This is a genomic window from Methanosarcina horonobensis HB-1 = JCM 15518, assembly GCF_000970285.1.
GTDB classification, from domain to species: domain Archaea; phylum Halobacteriota; class Methanosarcinia; order Methanosarcinales; family Methanosarcinaceae; genus Methanosarcina; species Methanosarcina horonobensis.
On the sequence record NZ_CP009516.1, the window covers coordinates 4,728,148 to 4,743,689 of the forward strand.

A 15,542-nucleotide genomic window follows, 5' to 3' on the forward strand; every position below is an offset into this window, starting at 1 on the left:
AGAAGTAAAGTTCTACCAGATACGAGCAGAAGATTAATGAAGAGAAAAACGTGGATTAAAGAAAGAAAACAGAAATGATAAGCAGGGAATATTATGTGAAACTGCAAATTAATTGGCTCCTGAAGAATAATATAAATTGACAAAAATTCTCAAAAAATGGCACTAAACAGAAAGATTTAATATTCGGTAGCACTTACCAATATATAAACTACTGATGAAGATTTTTAGATGTTAGAATTGTACATCATATCCTTAAACGAATTTCTAAGCTTTGAGCTAGAAGAGATAAAAAACCATCGATATCAGGGGTACAGACTATGGATCGGAGCATAAAAGACCAGAAAACCAGAACATCTTGGGTGAAGATATGCTGATCAGAAAAAACATATCCCTTGATGATAAGTACCTTAAAAAATTGCAGCCCTTTCTTGATGCCAATGATGGTAATCTTAGCGCTGCAGTCAGGGATACAATTGAAATTGCAGATACAGCCCTTACATATCATAAAAGCATTGATGAAGCAATTAAATTTTTAAAAGAAACCCCTGTAAAAGAAGAATTGAGTGACACGATTAAAAGCGGGGAAAACACAATTATAAATAAAACAATGCTCGAGTGGCTTTTCAGGTATACAAAAGGAAGGCTCACCGATGAAGATCTGGTTAATGAGCTCATCAATCCTTTTGAGATTAGCAATATGAAAGAGCTGGAGGACTACCTGAACCGGATCTCCAGAAATTATCAATGGACAATCAGAACTTCAATCAAGTGTGAGGATATATACAATCCTGAATCTGCGCTTTTACTCCTTTCCAATTCTACCATAAACAGTAGGGAGTTTTTTGCCCAGCTTATAGCTCATTTTCTGGCAAGATGGAAACAGCTGGATGTTGAACACATTTTCAGGCGTGCGAATTCAACCCAGATTTCATTCAAAAAGAACCTTTCAGTCTCTCTTAATGAAACCATGCCAGGAATTCGAAAACACTTTGGTTATCTTGACATTGTATGCAGAGAACTTGACGACAATACAGAGTTCTGGACACAGCTAATGTATACATACAATGTTGAAAGGTACAACCTTGTGACCCTGCACAGGAATCAGTTTGAAACCTTTGCAGCCGGAGATGTTCCTAACCCGACAAAAATCCTGGAACGCCTATGCAAACAATCGGTAAATGAGATGTCTCTTCCAGATTTACTGGTCTATTTCAGGAAGATGTACCTGGCTACTCAGCTGGTAAAGAATATAGAAATTTGTCTTGAACCAGGAAAAGAATCAGTAACTATTTTTCATGATTTCAAAAATGAAAAAGTTATTAACAGCCTTGTAGAATACTTTTCGAATATATTCAGAGAAAACGGCACGCCTTTTATAACCTCTTCATACTCGAGTATGATCGTGTTCAGGTTCTATAAGGAACACGAACCTGAAGACAGCTCAGACTTATATGAAGTGGAAGAATTCACAGAATCAGATTTTATTTCGAAAGAATAATTTCCTGGGAAATTTCTGATAAATTCCTGAAAAAGCTGCGCCCACTCAAAAAGACGAGAAAAATAAAGAAAAAGAAGGTTAAACTTTCATCAGTTTAACCTTTTGCAACTCCAAGAGGGATAACTCTTGCGACCTTACGGGCAATACCAAGTTCATGCACAACATTTACCACCTCACTGCTGGATTTGTACACCCCGGGAGCTTCTTCGGCAATCACGGAAGGATGAGTTGCTCTTACAGTGATTCCATGAGCTTCAAGGTTCTCTTTTACGCTCTGCCCGTGGAACTCTTTCTTTGCATGGGCTCTGCTCATAACCCTCCCTGCCCCATGACAGGCACTACCGAAAGAAACATCCATAGCCTCTTTTGCACCACAGAGTATGAAAGAGGGAGTTCCCATACTTCCGGGAATTAAAACCGGCTGTCCCACATCCCTGTATGCAAAAGGAACTTCCGGATGTCCTGCAGGAAAAGCTCTTGTTGCCCCTTTTCTGTGTACGTAGACCTCTTTTTTCCTGCCGTCAATGTTGTGTTCCTCCAGTTTTGCCACATTGTGGGCAACATCATACAGGAGGCTCATTCCCATGTCTTCAGCATCCCTGTCAAAGATTTTTTCAAAAGATTCCCTTGTCCAGTGAGTGATCATCTGCCTGTTTGCCCAGGCGTAGTTTGCAGCACAGAGCATAGCTTTGAAATAGTCCTGTGCTTCCTTTGACTGAGCCGGAGCACAGGCAAGCTGCTTGTCCGGAAGCTCAATCCCGTACTTCTTCACAGCCTGAGAAAGCTCTTTTAGATGATCCGTACAGATCTGGTGCCCTGCCCCCCTTGACCCGCAGTGAACCATTACCGTAACCTGGCCTTCTTCAAGCCCGAAGGTTGAAGCCATTTCCCAATCATAAATCTCATCCACATACTGAACTTCAAGGAAATGATTACCGCTCCCGAGAGTTCCTAACTGGGGCTTTCCCCTGTTCCTGGCTTTAGCACTCACATAAGCGGGGTCTGCTCCTTCCAGGTAGCCATTCCCTTCACAGTGTTCCACATCTGCCTCCACACCATATCCTGCATCCACTGCCCATTTTGCACCCTCAAGAAATGCACTGTCCAGCTCTTTGTCAGAGGCTTTGAACCGGCTTTTTGAGCCGACACCTGCAGGCACGTTATTAAATAGCTCGTCAGTCAACCTCTTTATGTGAGGAACAACATCTTCTTTTTGAAGGTTTGTGCGAATAAGCCTTACTCCGCAATTAATATCAAAACCCACTCCTCCGGGACTGATAATTCCTTCTTCTGCATCAAAAGCCGCAACCCCCCCTATAGCAAATCCATAGCCCAGATGGGCATCAGGCATTGCCATGGAATATTTCTGAATGCCGGGAAGTGTTGCCACGTTTGCGATCTGATCAATTGTCCCGGGTTCAATACCTTCAAGCAGATTTTCGGATACAAACAGGCGCCCTGGAACTCTCATGCCAGGAATATGCCCTTTTGGAATTTCCCAATTATTATCGGAGATCTTCCGGACCAGGCTTTTGATATCTCTCTGTACGCTTTCAGTACCTGATTCCTCAATAGCGGTATCTTCACTTTCTACCATGATTGATACTCCCTGCTCCTTTACATAGTACAAATGTAATTTTGAATATTAGAATTCTGATATCAATATAATTCTGAAATTATTTATTTACTTTATGTTTTCTTGATAATCTACAAGCTACTCTGATACACTGTAAAATGCTGTTTGAGACTGTATAAAAGACGAGATACTACAGTCATACATGACAGCCATACATAAAAACGATGTATAGAATTAACCAGAACCCTCAAAAGCTCCAGACCTTTAGATATCAACAACAACCTGAGCTTTCCAGCCCTCGGCAGTTTTCTCGAGTTCCAGCTGGTTATATGTGACAGCCTTAATTTCAGTTTCAAATGGATGGCTTTCAGGATAATACTCTTCACCTGAAGCCAGAGCTTTTATTGAGTACTCCCCGTTCTCTTCCTTGATTTCCTTCACCTGAAACTTCCAGAAGACAATCTCATCAACCTCAAAAAGATATAAAAGCTCAGAAAGCCAGTCCACGAGCAGAGATTCCATATCAGGCGATATAAGAGAAACTTCTCTTGCCGTCTCTCCCGAAACTTTCCCGGTATCAATTATAACATTAAACATGGCAAGAGCTGCATTTTCAAATACCTCTTCCAGGGTATCTCCATAAGCCAGGAACTTTATATCTGCGGTATGTTCCAGATACTCGTACTTTTTTCCTTGAGACGGCATAGTCAGGTATTGGATTTTGTCTTACATTAACCTATCCGCTTCAGAAACCTGTTTTAAGGCATTAAAAACGTTTAAAAGGAGTTTAATATGAATCCGGAGAATTTTTTAAATTCAAATCAACAAATAATGAAAAATGTCAATCCAGCCTGTTCCAGATATAGAAAATTCTTTGAACTGCCGTAATATGGCTTGTCACAGCAATCAGGATGACAGCCCAGCCCAGAATGGAAAAACCTGCTATCGAAGCAGGGTAAACTGAGTTGGCGAAAGCAGCAATAATTATCACTACAAGACGGTCAGCCCTTCCCATAATTCCACCGTAATATCTTCCGAGATTAAGTGCCTGAGCCTGAGTCCCGAGGTAGCTAGTAAGAAGGACGCCTACAATTGCCGCAACTCCGATCTGCCAGGACGCGTAGCCTGCAAAAAAAATGCTGCAGATGATAAAAATATCCGAATAGCGGTCAATTACATGGTCGAGAAAATCACCTCTCGGTGTTGCTCTGTTGGATTTGCGTGCAATTACCCCATCAAGAGCATCGAAAAGAGAGTTAAACACCACCAGTATGCCTGCGAGCAGGGTGAGCTCCTTATATTCAGGAGAATAATAAAAACTGAGCCCGGCAAAGAAGGCACAGATAAGGGAAATGATTGAAACCGTATCAGGTGAGACCTCATATCTTATAAAGAAGTCTGCGAGAGGGTCAATTACTCTCGTAGCAACGGGTCTCAGGGCATTAAACGTCATGGTACTCTGGAATCTTCCTTTTTATATTTTCGTTATAAAAGACAGGCCTGAAAGAATGGCAGCTTATCCTGCTTATTATACCGAATGGAATTTACTTATTTATATTATTTCTTTGATTACCTGTCTTTTGATATTTATACTTAAGGCTGCATTGCTTGATAATCAGTGTACTCTATAGATAATACTTACTTTCTCATTTTGTCACTTCTTTCACTTTTTCACGGCTGCTAGCTCATACAGGTATTTTACTCTGCAGGAGTGCTCAAGCTGCGTGGTCACAATATAAGCTTCTTCAAGAGTTCTTCCGATGGCAAAAGTTCCGTGACTGAATACTACAGCTCCCCTGTGTCCTGAAAGCGAATTTGCAAGGTTTTCAGCAAGCTCTCTACTCCCTATCCCGCCCCCTACAACCGGAATGTTCCCAAGAAAATACTGCCCCTCACTATCCACAGGAACAATTACCTTACCTGGACCGGCAAGCAGTGATTCCACTACTACATACGGGCAATGAGCGTGAATTATTGCAAGGGCAGAGGTCTTCCTGTATATCTCCCTGTGCACCACAGTCTCGGAAGATGCAATTATATCCAGGGATGAGGTATCCTGAATATCCACCTCAACAACATTATCGCCGGTAATCTCGTCAAGAGCAGTCCCGCTCCGGGTAATAAGCATCCTGCCCCCGGCCCTGGCGCTGATATTCCCGAAATTTGATTCCACAAGCCCGTATTCCACCAGCTTGCGCCCGTATTTTGCCATTTCCTGCCACATCTTAAGCGAGATATAGAGGAAGACTGCCATAAGGCTTGTGCACTGCCAGAACTACCAAAAACTAAAAAAAGAACTGGGGCCATCAGTGACAATAACTTTATAGATGTCCGGAAAAAGGATCCTGCCATAAAGTTTATCTGTGAGTATTGTATTTAGATAAGTCTGCAATCAGCTTCATTGTGCCTCGTTGGCTCAGCCCGGTAGAGCGAGTGACTTGTAATCACTAGGTCGCGTGTTCGAATCACGCACGAGGCTTTGTATTTTTCGTTATATAATCGTGTTCGAATCCCACTTTTTCATAGGAAAAAGTGATGCAGTGAGTGTGGGAATATACAAGTTTAGTCTTCAAAAAGGGCTGGAATCACTAAATTCTGCACCTATTTCTGATGTAAATAAGAAGTCGATCTTAAATTTCGTGGATCGCTGTTTTACTGAGAGATTCCATCAACATATGTTTTAAAAGACAAATGCTTAAAAAAAGTAGGAGAGGACTTCCCCTATTCTTACAATATTAGCTCTCAAAAGACATGGTTATTATAAAACCATGTTTATTGAGTTCTAGATAGCTTTATTTTTTAACTTTCAGACCTGCCTGGTAGCCTCTTGGGAAGCAGTCACTATAACCTTTTTCATAGCCTTTTTCATAGTCTCCTTTATAAGCTGGTTTCTTTATATATGTTTGAGTGTAGGTCTTCTTGCTGTCTTCCTTGCCTTCTTTAAATCCGTCTTTAAAGCCATCTCTGCAGCCATCTCTGTAACCCTGTCTATACTCTTTTTGGTCTGCGCTTACCGTTGCAACTGTCAATGATGCTACAAAGCAGACTAAGACCAGAATAACCAAAGTCTTTTTCAGGCTCATTTGTTCACTTCCCCAATCTTTTCCAATTTAATCAAGTTTATGATGTTGATTTTTCAATCCCCTGAGTGCTGGCAGATTCATTCACTTGACCAATGAATCTTCCACTTGCATTTATGTACTGAAATTTGCTAGCGAAGAGATTTCAGATATACGCAATAGAGCATTATTACCCATATAATATAATAATAGCAGAAATATAAATACTGAAATATATTAAAATTAATCATAAGCTATAATTGTCCAAATTTAGGATTTAAGCTCATCCATTCCTGATTAAGCAATAAATTCATGATATATGGTCTACATAAAATCATCATAAATAATTATAACATACATTAAAAGGTAATGTTTCAGATTAGATACTCAGCGTTAAATTATACTTTGAGAAGTATGTTACAAGTCATGAAAAGCATGCTTATAAAAAGAACTTACTTTTTGGGTGGATAATATGTAAACCTTTATTTTTGTCATAGATGATAAAAATACTTCTTGAGAGTAGTAGATTCCAGGCTCAAATGAATCGTCCCTAATTGATTTTTAAATTGAGAAAAAAGAGAGTTTTTAATGTTAACCTGATTTATGAATAGATTATTATATAAAGAATTATATTTAGGGTTTGACGAAAAGTTTTTGGAAGTCAAAAACTCGCGGTCTCAAAATAGAATTCTGTAATATCTTATCGCAACTAATACCGAGAGGCTATTTGCCCAAAACTTCGTATATATATAATAAAAGAAGTGAAATACATGTTCTGGAGCAAAGACAATATTGTCGAAAGGTTGAGCAAAATACCTCGAACGCTGGAGGATATCTCAATAGAAATCTTTGAAGGCGTACCCTCAACAAATGATTTCTTACACAAGGTAAGTTTTTCAAGGGAAGATTGCACAGATACCCCATATTCCTGTAGAAATCTGCAAAGGAACATAAACATAGAACAGGAACTTATGTATCCTTATATGGATGGATCTTTGTCTAACGAATTTGCTATTCACTCTAGCCAATACCGGTTTATGCTGCCTTATGAAATTCTCGGTCACAACATAAGGAAAGAGTATAGAGTCTTTCACCCAGAAGAGATGAAAACAAGATTTCCAATGGCTTATAAACGGCTTATAGAGATCAAATATAAGTTCAGGACAGATGGGGAAGAACTCGATTCAGCTGAGTGTTACCGCCTGAATAATGAGAGCTTTCTTCAGTACATTAATACACCTAAAATTATCGTTACTGACCACTACCGTCTGCAGGCTTCGTATGATTCAGCCGGAGACCATGTATTTGCAGATGGAATTGGAGTAGTCCTCGGGGACTCTACACTCTACCATTATGTGACAGCGGTACTTAACTCCTCTATATCAAGGGTTTTTCCAGAGATCTGGAACCGTGAAAAAGTGCGAAATACCAACAATTTATACCCGAAGATGCTTAAGAGGTTTCCGATTACATTTCCTAAAAATGAACTCACAGAGACTTTAATAAATACAACAACTCGTTACCTGATTTATCTCAACAGTCAAAAACATACAGCAAACGTTTACTCCTTACCAGATTACCAGAGACTAATTGAGTTTTATAAAAGAATCTCAGATCTTTTGATCCTGGACACATATATTACAGATGATCTTGATCCGAGATTCATTGAAATCCTTACCGAAAACATTGTCTCAGCGGAAGATGAATTCGAATACAGTAACGATATGAGCCTTTTAATTGCACTGCAGGAAATAAAGAAGAATATCCTGGAAAATTCTGATTTCCGGAAATGTAAGTTCACCAATGAGTTTACAAATATTCTTGCTACCTTGAAAAACAACGGAGTCTGGTAAAAAAGTTCAGGTGACTCAAATAGAGGGCGAAGCAGCTTTAGCTTCAGAGTTGCATATTACCCTCTTACGAGTTACGATAATCCTTATTATTTAACTAAAGACAACCTTGAGTTATTCGTTGCCTTCAAGGTAATCTCTCATAATCTTTATAGCACAGTATTCGCCGCACATGGAGCAAGGGCCTGTTCTGGGACACATATCCTTTGGTCTGTCAGAATCAAGGGCGAGCTCCATCTGTCCTTCCCAGTCAAAGCGGGCACGTTTTTGGGCAAGCAGCAAATCCTTGTTGCTCATCCCATATTTAATGGAATCTCCTATATGGGCAGCTATCTTGAAAGCAACCAGCCCTTCCCTTACCTGCTCTGGACTTGGAAGTGAAAGGTGCTCTGCGGGCGTAATGTAACACAGGTAGTCCGCCCCTGCCCCGCTTGCCATGCTGGCCCCTACTGCACCTGCAATATGATCATAGCCAACGGCAATATCCGTGGGCAGTGGTCCTGCAACAAATAGAGGGAAATTTGATTTTGACTTATACAGCTTAACGTGGGCAGGAATATCTGCTGCCTGTATGTGCCCGCCCATGCCTTCTATTATAACCTGTACACCCTCCTCATTGGCCTTATTCGCAAGCTTGACATTGGTATCAACTTCCATCATCTGGGCACCGTCTCTCAGATCGTGAATGCAGCCACTTCGCATAGTGTTTCCCAGGGAAAGAACTACATCCTTCTTCCTGAGAATATCAACTATCTCGTCAAAATACTCTATAAAAGGATTCTCACAACCGTTTGTAAGCATGTAAACACTGGTAAGGGAACCTCCTTTTGATACCATCCCCATTACCCTGCCCATTCCTTTCAATTTTTTAAGAGTTTCTTTATCCACACAATGCAGCACTACAGAACTCACACCTTCATCCACATGAGCCTTGATATACGAAAGAATATCATCAGCAGTAACCTCCTTCATCCCGCATTCCATGGTGGTCTGATAGATCGGAACCGTGGTAATAGGGAGCTTGCTGTTTTCCAATACACGTTCACGTATGGTTCTGATATCCCCACCCATGGAAAGGTCGGTAATAGTGTCCGCTCCGTATTTATCTGCGATTTTTACCTTTTCTATTTCAGCATCCACATTAATTTTTGCAGTAGAGGTTCCCAGGTTAACATTTACTTTGGTGCTGGCACCTTTACCTATGGCTACAGGAGGACAACCTTTCCTTGTCATTATAACAAGACTTCCTTCAGCCACTCGGGAAAGCAGTATATCCTCATCAATATTTTCTATCTCTATGATCTGTTTCATTTCAGGAGTAAGCCTCCTGCTGCGTGCATAATCAATCTGTGTGTGTCTCATAGGGGATTTCACTCTCTATTTTTCCACCATAGAAAGGCAGGTTATTAATTCAACTGCGCGAATTTATTATTATATTTATTGAACATATAATATTGAAATGTTTCCTTTGTTATTTAAGTCATAGGTTGACAAAATGCATTTACAAAATGCATTTAGATTCATTGAGACATAATTTAGATTGAGATAGCAGTACTGTTAAAAAGCGCTGAATAGAGAAGGAATTATTTCGATTCCAGAATAGTGAGCGAACCAAGGGTCAGCAAAGGACTCAGCAGCACCATAAGTTGTAAAAAAGAAACGCAAGAGGCTTTAAAAAGCAACGTTTGTTATATGTGTATTTTTGATATAACCTGTGGTCTGAATTTTTAACATAATCTGATTTTATTAACATGATTTATCTAAAACTCGAGAAACCTGAATTTAATTACTTACATGAAGAAGCCAAGAGTTACAGATGTATTTTGTAAATTTTATATACATTGACAGATATTAATATGTTGTACCACCTCCCATACAACATATATTATTAATAACTGTAACAAACTCAAATATAAAGGGCTCTGAGGCCTTCAATAATAAATACCTTCCCCTATATTATACGGAAGAGAAAATCTGCCATGTTGAAAAGGAAGTATGCAGAGAAAAAAATTTGAAAACTTAGGGAAGTAAAAAGACTAACTTTTTCCATTTAATCTCAGGATCTAAAAAAATAGCAGGCATTGAAGCCAATTTTCTGCTATCAAAATTCTTCTTGACATTATACCAGACCTTTGTTTGTACAGACCAGAGAGCAAACCTAAAAAATAAATATTTGTCTCTCAAACCGGAGAAAAATAAATGAAAGAAAGTGTTAGAAATTCCGGTATAGATGTTATTGGAGATATACCCTGGGGAACGCATTTCTGTCAGTTTTACAAGACAAAAGAAGATTTGATAGATATACTTGTCCCTTATTTTAAAGCAGGGCTGGAAAATAACGAGCTTTGCGTGTGGATCACGTCACAGCCTCTGGAAATAGAAGAGGCAAAAGAAGCCATGAAAAGGGCTGTTCCTGATATTGATGTTTATCTAAAGAAAGAGCAAATCGAAATCATCCCTTACACTCACGGGTATCTGAAGGAAGGTATTTTCGATCCGGATAGAGTCGTAAATAGCTGGGTTGAAAAAATCAACCATGCTCTGGCAAAAGGCTATGATGGACTGAGGGCTGTAGGGGACAATCGCTGGCTGGAAAAAGAAGGCTGGAATGGGTTTGTTGATTATGAGAACAAAGTGGATGCTATTATCGACAAACATCACGTAATAGGTCTATGCCCGTATTATCTTGATATATGCAACACAGCCGAGATTATTGATGTAGTCTCCAATCATCAATTTGCTTTGATCAAAAGGGAAGGAAAATGGGAGCGAATAGAAAATTCCGGAAGGAAGAGGGCAGAAGAGGTAGCTGTTCAAGCCGCAAAAGACTGGGAACAAACCTTTGATGCCGTGCCGGATCTGATAGCTGTAATTGATGGTGGATACAGGATAGTCCGTGCTAACAGAGCTATGGCAGCAAAATTGGGGAAGAGGCCAGAAGAATGTATAGGGTTGACCTGCTATCGCGCTGTACACGGGACTGCAGAACCTCCCCTTTTTTGCCCACAAAGGCAGTTGCTTAAGGACGGGCTCGAACATGCCGTAGAGGCTCAGGAAGATGTTCTGGGCGGCAGCTTCTTGATAAGTGTCTCGCCGCTATATGACCCTGGAGGGAAGCTTATAAGGAGTGTTCATGTTGCCCATGACATTACAGAGCAAAAAAAGGTAGAAGTAGCTCTTAAAAAAGCACATGGCAGCCTGGAAGAAAGAGTTAAAGAACGCACAGTTGAACTTGAAGAAGCCTACAAGGCATTGATGGAAAATGAAAGAAGGCTATCTGAAGCCCAAAAAATGGCTCATATAGGAAACTGGGATTGGGAAATAGGAAGCAATAAATCTTACTGGTCTGATGAAATGTATAGTATTTTCGGGCTTGATCTTGAGGAGTCTGGCTTACCTTATGATGAAGTGTTAAATTATATACACCCTGAAGACCGGAAATATTTAGATAACGTTATTAAAAGAGCTTTAAACGGAGAGCTTTACAGTATTGACTACAGAATAACCCGTGCTGATGGAGAAGAGCGCGTAGTTCATTTGCAGGGTGAAGTTATCTTTGATAAGAAAAATACGCCTGTAAGGCTGAGAGGGACACTTCAGGACATTACTGAACGCAAAGAGACTGAAAGAGCACTTGAACTAAGTAGAGAAAGGTATCGTTCTTTTATACACAATTTTAAAGGGATTGCTTTTCAGGCAGACAGAGATTTGAACCTGGAATACATGAAAGGAAACGTAAAAGAGATTACAGGGTATGGTGAAGAAGAACTCATATCTGAAAAACTATGGAGAAAACTTATAGTGCCTGAGGACCTGCCTCTGTTTCTTAAAAAAGAGAGAGAAGCTAAAGGTTCTCCTTCCGCATGTGATGGAGAACTTGACTACAGAATAAGATGCAGAGACGGTGAAATAAAGTGGGTTCATGAAGTTTATCAAAAAATCCCGGGTATGGATGGAAAATCCATGACATATCAGGGCGCGATATATGATATTACCGAGAGAAAAGAAACTGAAGAAGCCCTGAAAAAAGCTGAAGAAGCCCGAAAAAAAGAGATTCACCACAGGATCAAAAATAATCTGCAGGTAATCTCCTCTTTACTGGATCTACAGGCTGAAAAGTTCAGTGAGAAAGAAGAAGTTAAGATATCGGAGATTCTCGAAGCTTTCAGAGAAAGCCAGAACCGGGTGCTTTCAACCTCACTCATTCATGAAGAGCTTTATAAGGGAAAAGGAATCGACACCCTGGACTTTTCAGCATATCTTCGGAAACTGGCGGAAAACCTTTTCCAGACTTATATTCTTGGGAACGAAAACATTCACCTGCATATGGACCTGGAAGAAAATGCCTTCTTTAATATGGATACTGCTGTTCCGCTAGGAATAATTGTTAACGAACTCATATCCAACTCCCTCAAACATGCATTTACTGAAGGAAAGGGAGAAATTCAGATCAAGCTTTACAGGGAAGAAGAGGAAAATGAAACGGAGAGGTCCCGTTTCGTTATGACAGTTTCAGATAACGGAAAAGGGATTTCTAAAGACATAGAACTGGAAGATCTTGATACCCTTGGGCTGCAACTGGTGAGCATTCTCATTGACCAGCTGGATGGAAATATCGAACTTAAAAGAGACCAGGGAACGGAATTTCGAATAACATTTGATATAGTACAGGACTGCTTGCGTTGAAAAGAGAGTTGTATCAGCATAAGATTTATGGTGCAGTTGTGGGTAATGAAACAACTACCTCCACATAACCTCCTTTTATGTATACAGCTTTAAAAAATATAAGATAATACTTTTAAAATATAAAATAACGAATCGCTACTTTACTTCACTTTGATATATCTTCTCTTCTTCATATATTTACTCTTCATTATAATACTATATGCCACATTTTTTCTTAGTTTTTCGTTGACTTAACAATAATTTTTTTCCAGCTTTTGTGAAGCTTTTAGTCATAACAGTTTTGTATTAAAGTTAATAAAGTTAATCTTATCACCAGAATTTCAGCATCAGCAATATCCGGTTTTACACCTGTGTTTCTAGTGACATAATATGGATACTGCCAGAATCTGACCATGCTACGACATTGCCGGACACAACTGGTGTCTGTGCACTGTTACCAGAAGACAACTGTTTGCTCTTTTCGGTAGTTATATTGTACACATATACGTCACCGGAATCTGTACTACCGAGGTCATTGTGTTTTAAATACACAATCCTGTCTCCATCTATATCAATCGAACCACCGGTATCGTAACCAGTCATATCGTCACCGGTTGTGACTTCAATCTGTTGATTGGCAGCAATATCATACATGCGAATATTACCCAGTCTGGTGTAGAAATCTGACCATATGACTTTATCGTCACAGATATGAGAGGCTAAGTTATCTCCATACTGGCTGACATCTACTGCCTGTTTAGTGGTAATATTATACACATAAATTTGAGGGGTATCTTCAGCTGAGCCAGACTCGTATGATATCATATCATCGTAAATGTCAGGACTGTTTCCGTCTGCTATTCTGGTCTGTGTAGATGTAGATATGTCCCGCATGTAGACACCGGAGTTTGCACTCCACACGATTCTGTTGCCGTAAATTGCAGGGACGCTGTAGCTATCTACATCTTCTGTGACGTCAGACCTTGCCCCAGTCTTGAGATCGTATACAGCAAGTTTCGGCACTCCGGTACTCTCATCATACCACACCAGCTTATTACCGGAAATAGCCGGATGAAACGCTACAGAAGAATTAATAATGACATCTTCTTTGGTGGTCAGATTATAAACATGAATATTCCCGTTATTTGTCCACACCACGTTACTGGCATCGATAGTAGGCTCAGATCCGCTGCCGATTTTTGTAAATTGCGTGGTTGAAGCCACTGTCGATACCAAGACCAGGAATATAAAAATCGATGAAATTAAAAGTAATTTACCTTTCATTTTTCTTCCCCACTATATGTCGCTTATAAAACTCAAGTGTTCTCTAATCTTAGAGTCTTCTCTAATTCTGGAGTTTTCTCTAATTCTGGAGTTTTCTCTAATTCTGGAGTTATAACACGTGGACTTATGTTTGTTTTAATATCTGTACAATTAAATGTTTAATTTACCTATGGATTTATTTTTATCATATTAATAAAATTGGTTATTAATATAGTTATAAAAGTAAATTACTCCTGATCTGGATCGAATTACCATGCTCATTCTGAAACCCTGAAAAATTTGGAGTAATAGAGAATATACCTGTAGAAAGGAAAATGGGTCCACAGCCTGGACCCAGATAATTTAACAGCATGAGCCCAGCTTTTGAGAATAAGAGTCATCAAAATCTACAGGTTAAGCAAAGGTTTAAACCCCCATCTCTGGATATTAGAGGTATTAGTTCAGAAATTTGAGGGCACGCAGTTTTCTCGAGAGAGCAGACTGATGCTCAAAGGAGAAACTAATAGCAGAGGACGAGTTGCCCCATTTCAGCGCACTCAGACATAGAAATAAATTTAATTTTGATTTAACGACATCTTTCTAAACTTAGTAGGCTTTCTCAGAAGCCAATCTGAGAAAACATTTGTTTTAGCAATTTATCCAGAAGGCTAATTCCTATCACAATTAACTGGCGTTCTATTTATCTATCAAGTATCTTCATTCGAATTTTGGCAAATGAAGTCAGTTTGATGAGCTCTAAGTATTTATTTATAATTAATTTTTAAGGGACACAACTAATCAAAAAAATTCTTATTAAGGTTTTGATTTATTCTGTGTAAAATATATAAAATTTAATGAAAGAAAGTGAAAAAGGAGATAAAAATACCATTTCTGGATTCAAGTTTTCTGATTTTTTCGAGCGTCATGTCTACTAAATGCGTTTTTAACTTATTCAGCACATTTCAGGATCCTCGAATAACTATATTTTATTTTCCTTTTGGTTTATTTTTAATCTACATTAGCAAATTTAGTTACATTATTGATATTTTGAAATATGGGTTTAACTCCTTACGGCTGGACTCATAATTCTTAATATACGATTTCTATAGCCTTACTAACCAGTCCGATTAAAAGTCTGAAAAAGGCCGAAACGACCCAGCACTATATAAATTACATTGGAAAAATACCAAAAATACTTTATAATAGGACTGCGTAGACCTTGAATGCTAAATTAGAAAATCCAATATCAGGTGGATTGTTTCTTCTGAAAAGCATTTCTGAAGAAGAATTGACCCGGTTAAGGACTGTGATCAGTTAAACAGGAGGTATTGACCAGAAGAGTAATATCCCATGGTCAGTAGCAATTTTAAATGGTAGAAGTCAAAACTTCTGATTTCCGGCCACTTCCAGTGCCTGATCCCTATAAGGCAGTTGGAGAGTGGAGACTCTGTGTGCAACGTGTCCGCCCCACATAAATCGCAGAGAACCGTATTGGATAGGTTCAAAAATATTACGCAGACGTAATATAGGTTTTTGAATAACAGCACCGAACCGACCTGATTAGAGTATCTAACCCAATCTAATTAGATATGTCGGAAAAGAGGTATTACGAGTCCGTAATATGGAATTTT

Annotated in this window: 10 protein-coding genes and 1 tRNA gene; 4 read left to right on the plus strand and 7 right to left on the minus strand. The window is 39.2% G+C overall.

Features of this window, described 5'->3' with window-relative positions; translation table 11 throughout:
* Positions 1–367 precede the first annotated feature (367 nt).
* Positions 368–1,498 carry a hypothetical protein gene (locus MSHOH_RS20575; RefSeq protein ID WP_048143732.1) on the plus strand — a complete coding sequence of 377 codons (1,131 nt, stop codon included), beginning with the start codon at positions 368–370 and terminating at the stop codon, positions 1,496–1,498.
* A gap of 94 nt (positions 1,499–1,592) precedes the next feature.
* Here MSHOH_RS20575 and MSHOH_RS20580 read toward each other — a convergent pair whose 3' ends face one another.
* From MSHOH_RS20580 to MSHOH_RS20600, 4 genes are all read right to left on the minus strand, one after another.
* The gene (locus MSHOH_RS20580; protein ID WP_048142519.1) at positions 1,593–3,095 is read right to left on the minus strand and encodes an RtcB family protein; all 1,503 of its coding nucleotides are present in this window, start codon (positions 3,093–3,095) and stop codon (positions 1,593–1,595) included.
* Positions 3,096–3,338: 243 nt separating this feature from the next.
* Positions 3,339–3,779, minus strand: coding sequence for an archease (locus MSHOH_RS20585; protein ID WP_048142521.1), 441 nt, complete (start codon positions 3,777–3,779; stop codon positions 3,339–3,341).
* A 136-nt stretch (positions 3,780–3,915) separates the two neighbouring features.
* Positions 3,916–4,527: a CDP-alcohol phosphatidyltransferase family protein gene (locus tag MSHOH_RS20590; protein WP_048142523.1), complete on the minus strand. Its 612-nt coding sequence runs from the start codon at positions 4,525–4,527 to the stop codon at positions 3,916–3,918.
* A 210-nt stretch (positions 4,528–4,737) separates the two neighbouring features.
* Positions 4,738–5,328: an aldolase gene (locus MSHOH_RS20600; protein ID WP_048142527.1), complete on the minus strand. Its 591-nt coding sequence runs from the start codon at positions 5,326–5,328 to the stop codon at positions 4,738–4,740.
* 151 nt (positions 5,329–5,479) lie between these two features.
* Here MSHOH_RS20600 and MSHOH_RS20605 point away from each other — a divergent pair.
* Positions 5,480–5,553, plus strand: a tRNA-Thr gene (locus MSHOH_RS20605).
* Positions 5,554–5,866: 313 nt separating this feature from the next.
* Here the strand turns inward: MSHOH_RS20605 and MSHOH_RS20610 are convergent.
* On the minus strand, positions 5,867–6,157 hold the full coding sequence (locus MSHOH_RS20610) for a FliH/SctL family protein (protein ID WP_048142529.1): 291 nt from the start codon (positions 6,155–6,157) through the stop codon (positions 5,867–5,869).
* 746 nt (positions 6,158–6,903) lie between these two features.
* On the opposite strand from MSHOH_RS20610, the gene MSHOH_RS20615 reads away from it, so the two are divergent.
* Positions 6,904–7,986, plus strand: a complete 1,083-nt coding sequence (locus MSHOH_RS20615) for a hypothetical protein (RefSeq protein ID WP_048142531.1) — start codon at positions 6,904–6,906, stop codon at positions 7,984–7,986.
* Positions 7,987–8,097: 111 nt separating this feature from the next.
* Here the strand turns inward: MSHOH_RS20615 and thiC are convergent, their stop codons facing one another.
* Complete coding sequence (gene thiC / locus MSHOH_RS20620) at positions 8,098–9,345, minus strand: phosphomethylpyrimidine synthase ThiC (RefSeq protein WP_048142533.1); 1,248 nt, start codon at positions 9,343–9,345, stop codon at positions 8,098–8,100.
* Positions 9,346–10,182: 837 nt separating this feature from the next.
* On the opposite strand from thiC, the gene MSHOH_RS23270 reads away from it, so the two are divergent.
* Positions 10,183–12,669 carry an MEDS domain-containing protein gene (locus MSHOH_RS23270; protein ID WP_082089442.1) on the plus strand — a complete coding sequence of 829 codons (2,487 nt, stop codon included), beginning with the start codon at positions 10,183–10,185 and terminating at the stop codon, positions 12,667–12,669.
* Positions 12,670–13,011: 342 nt separating this feature from the next.
* Here MSHOH_RS23270 and MSHOH_RS20630 read toward each other — a convergent pair whose 3' ends face one another.
* Complete coding sequence (locus MSHOH_RS20630; protein WP_052730953.1) at positions 13,012–13,932, minus strand: TolB family protein; 921 nt, start codon at positions 13,930–13,932, stop codon at positions 13,012–13,014.
* Between the last annotated feature and the right edge of the window lie 1,610 nt (positions 13,933–15,542).

Coding starts and splice junctions, on each gene's coding strand:
- thiC (WP_048142533.1), bottom strand. CDS start 9,345: ATGAGACACACACAGATTGATTATGCACGCAGCAGGAGGCTTACTCCT.
- MSHOH_RS23270 (WP_082089442.1), top strand. CDS start 10,183: ATGAAAGAAAGTGTTAGAAATTCCGGTATAGATGTTATTGGAGATATA.
- MSHOH_RS20585 (WP_048142521.1), bottom strand. CDS start 3,779: ATGCCGTCTCAAGGAAAAAAGTACGAGTATCTGGAACATACCGCAGAT.
- MSHOH_RS20630 (WP_052730953.1), bottom strand. CDS start 13,932: ATGAAAGGTAAATTACTTTTAATTTCATCGATTTTTATATTCCTGGTC.
- MSHOH_RS20610 (WP_048142529.1), bottom strand. CDS start 6,157: ATGAGCCTGAAAAAGACTTTGGTTATTCTGGTCTTAGTCTGCTTTGTA.
- MSHOH_RS20580 (WP_048142519.1), bottom strand. CDS start 3,095: ATGGTAGAAAGTGAAGATACCGCTATTGAGGAATCAGGTACTGAAAGC.
- MSHOH_RS20575 (WP_048143732.1), top strand. CDS start 368: ATGCTGATCAGAAAAAACATATCCCTTGATGATAAGTACCTTAAAAAA.
- MSHOH_RS20615 (WP_048142531.1), top strand. CDS start 6,904: ATGTTCTGGAGCAAAGACAATATTGTCGAAAGGTTGAGCAAAATACCT.
- MSHOH_RS20600 (WP_048142527.1), bottom strand. CDS start 5,328: ATGGCAGTCTTCCTCTATATCTCGCTTAAGATGTGGCAGGAAATGGCA.
- MSHOH_RS20590 (WP_048142523.1), bottom strand. CDS start 4,527: ATGACGTTTAATGCCCTGAGACCCGTTGCTACGAGAGTAATTGACCCT.